The sequence below is a fragment of the Acidithiobacillus ferriphilus genome (genome assembly GCF_018854775.1).
Lineage (GTDB): Bacteria > Pseudomonadota > Gammaproteobacteria > Acidithiobacillales > Acidithiobacillaceae > Acidithiobacillus > Acidithiobacillus ferriphilus.
The window spans coordinates 1-2,646 of sequence record NZ_JAAZTY010000074.1; the positions used below are offsets into that span (position 1 = coordinate 1).

The 2,646-nt window shown below is 60.9% G+C and carries 4 protein-coding genes and 1 pseudogene; all 5 read right to left on the reverse strand.

Annotation, left to right across the window (positions count from 1 at the left end):
- The coding region (locus HF921_RS05945) for a BMC domain-containing protein (protein WP_215893501.1) at nucleotides 1-104 on the reverse strand (104 nt) is incomplete at its 3' end.
- 31 nt (nucleotides 105-135) lie between these two features.
- Nucleotides 136-402 (reverse strand): carboxysome peptide B, encoded by a 267-nt coding sequence (locus HF921_RS05950; RefSeq protein WP_064220051.1) that lies wholly within the window; start codon nucleotides 400-402, stop codon nucleotides 136-138.
- A gap of 10 nt (nucleotides 403-412) precedes the next feature.
- Entirely contained in the window at nucleotides 413-661 is a 249-nt protein-coding gene (locus HF921_RS05955; RefSeq protein WP_064220052.1) for a carboxysome peptide A, read from the reverse strand.
- Nucleotides 658-2,235 carry a carboxysome shell carbonic anhydrase gene (locus HF921_RS05960; protein WP_319025478.1) on the reverse strand — a complete coding sequence of 526 codons (1,578 nt, stop codon included), beginning with the start codon at nucleotides 2,233-2,235 and terminating at the stop codon, nucleotides 658-660. The genes HF921_RS05955 and HF921_RS05960 overlap by 4 nt, the downstream gene beginning before the upstream one ends.
- Nucleotides 2,236-2,317: 82 nt before the next feature.
- Nucleotides 2,318-2,646, reverse strand: a pseudogene (locus HF921_RS05965) (CsoS2 family carboxysome shell protein); the annotation flags it as partial.

Below are 2,646 nucleotides of genomic sequence, written 5' to 3' on the forward strand. Positions count from 1 at the left end.
AGACGCACTTCCGCCGCCTTGGTCATCGCGTCCGCCGCCTCGATCGCCGGCACCAGGCCGCGCGTTTCAATCATACCCAGTGCCACTCCGCTTACGTTTGCCATGTCAACTACTCCTTTTGGGGTTAAAAAACGGTTAATTCCCTGTCTGTCCAGCGCTGGGATCCCAATGATCGATGATCCCGGCGATGGTCAGGTCAGTCAGTATTCGGTAATCCCCTGCAGCGTAACGTGCCGCCGATCCACCCACGGCGATCACCCATTTGCCGGGCGGTACTCCCACCGGGTCGGCGGCCACGCTGAGCCTGCCTTTCGCATCGGCGAGCACTCGGAGCGATGCATTCTGCAGCCCGGCTATTCGCCGGGTGGCCACGAGATCAGAGACGACGCGCAAAATGTCCATATGAGATATTCTAATCTTCCGGCCAATGATCGATGATCCCGACGATGGTCAGGTCGCTCGGAAAGTCTTTACTGCCCGCCGCTTCCCGGGCAGCGGACGAACCTACGCAAATCACCCAGTCGCCAGCGACACAGCCCACCGCATCCACGGCGATGCTTCTCGCACCGCCCTTTTCCTTGACCACCAGCAGTGGACGGTGTCCCATTTCCTTGATCCGGTTGGTCGAAACCAGAGTTTTTTCCACCTGACAAATCTTCATCGTGCGCTCCGCAATGCCGAGGCGCTGTTCGCTTCGACCGTTTCGATCGGGCTGCCCGAGGGCTTGTCCTGCACGGTCATGCCGCATACCAGCAAACCCTGCCGATGCAATTCCGCATAGCGCGCCTCAATCGCGGCTTTGACCCGCTGACAGCGTTCTACGGTGCGTTCGCGACTGCCGGGCACGCGCTGGTCATAGCGGAAATGAATCGCCACCGGCACGGGCAGTCCATGCTGGACGTTGAGTTTATTAAAAATATGCAGACCCACGTCCAGATCCGGCACCCCTTCTTCCACCGTGTGCAAGTAAACGAAATACGCCAGGTTGCGTACCTGGAATTCCTCGAACCCGTCCCCCACGCTGATGAAGCGCTCGTTATGGCCAATGTCCGGGTAGCGGCCACCCCAGTTACCGCATACATATTCCACCTGTGACAGGTTGTTGATCAGTAGGGTGGCGATGAGTCGGCGCATGCCTTCGTGTGGCTCGCCGTTGCCCTTGCCCCAGCCGTCCGTAGCACTGGCGGCTTGAATCGCCTGATACACTTTGAGTCGTGCGCTGTTGGCATCGTCGTTGACGGTTTCCTGATATAACGTCAGGTTGCCGACCCAGCGGTACAAGCTCATTTCCCCATCCGCATCAGGCACATGTATTTTGATGCTATCGGTATCCGTATCGACCCCGATCAGCAAGGTATCCACCGAGGCGCCGCAGCAAAAACTGTTCTCTATGGCCTGACGAAATTCACGCAACCGTTCCAGGCCTGCTTCCGCCGCATCCCTTTCGTTGCTGTGATGGGCGGCGCAACCTTCGTGGGCGGGGTCGGAACTGCTCCAGTGGTACACCACGATTTTTAAGTACCGTGTACCGGCATCCGCGGTCACCGGACGGCCTTCGCGATAGCGCATCAGTTCCGTCTCGATCCAGCGCTGGACGTTGGCCTCCACGTCGAACATGGCGCCGGCGTAAGCCTTGCGACTGCGTATCGCATCATCAGGCAGGCGCAGTATGTAGCGCACCAGCCCCTTCAGACGTCCGTCCGAGCACGGCGTGATATCCACCGCGTGGTAGCCACAGTCGAGTAAAAATGCACTCATCTCGTCCGAGTTCTGCGGCGGCAGCGCGACCTGCGTTTGCTCCGCCATGAGGCGAATGGTGTGCATGACGCAGGCGCCATACAGTGCGCGCATATCCAGCTTGGCTATCCAGGCATCCTCCAGAATGCCGACGGGCAACGTGAAGCCCAGATCCGCGTCGGCAAGGCGCTGTGCGCGCTCAGGAAAATCGGCCTCATGCTGCAGGGCGGCAAGCTGCTTCAGCGCCGGAATGATGGCCGCGAAGTGCCCCCTTATTGCTTGCTCGTGGGCCAGCAGGCGACGGTTCTCCGACTCATTGCTGAGCGGGTGCCGACAAGGTCGTCCCTGGTCCGTAGCGCAAGCCGGGTTGGGCGCAGGCATCGGACTCTGCGGATGTTCCCGTGATGCGAATGCCCGCGAGGGCGACCGCGCTTGCAGCGCGCTGGCCGGCGTACCCAGGCCGTAGGGTGGGCGCGTTGCTCCTGGCTGAGGGCTCACATGCCGCCCTGGACGGTTTCTCGTATTCATCGCAATCTCTGGTCCGTGCTTCGTGGATGGGCGTGCCGCCGCTGGTATCACATTAACCTCGTGCACCACCGGAATAGGTGATAAAAGAGCCTCTGGCATCATTGCCGCTGCTGCCAGTCACTCGGCTGATGGGCAATTCCGGCCGCTCGCGGTCTTTCATTTGAGAGGCCCCAGGCACCGCAGCGCGCTGTTCTCCGCGCAAGGTCGGGTTGCGGCGCGTGGATCTGCCCTCGGTGCCGGTAATGCTTTCATTCCGCCTCCAGGCCGCTCCCGTGATGGCAAAACCCCCTTCACGCCCGTCCCCGGTAAGGCGATTGCGCGGCGCTTCCCGCGTTGCGACCACCGGCGCGGCGCTATAGGCCTCATCCCGATAACGGAACT

What these genes read in the sequence shown, in the direction of transcription:
- HF921_RS05955 (WP_064220052.1), bottom strand. Translation starts at nt 661, where the DNA reads ATGAAGATTTGTCAGGTGGAAAAAACTCTGGTTTCGACCAACCGGATC.
- HF921_RS05950 (WP_064220051.1), bottom strand. Translation starts at nt 402, where the DNA reads ATGGACATTTTGCGCGTCGTCTCTGATCTCGTGGCCACCCGGCGAATA.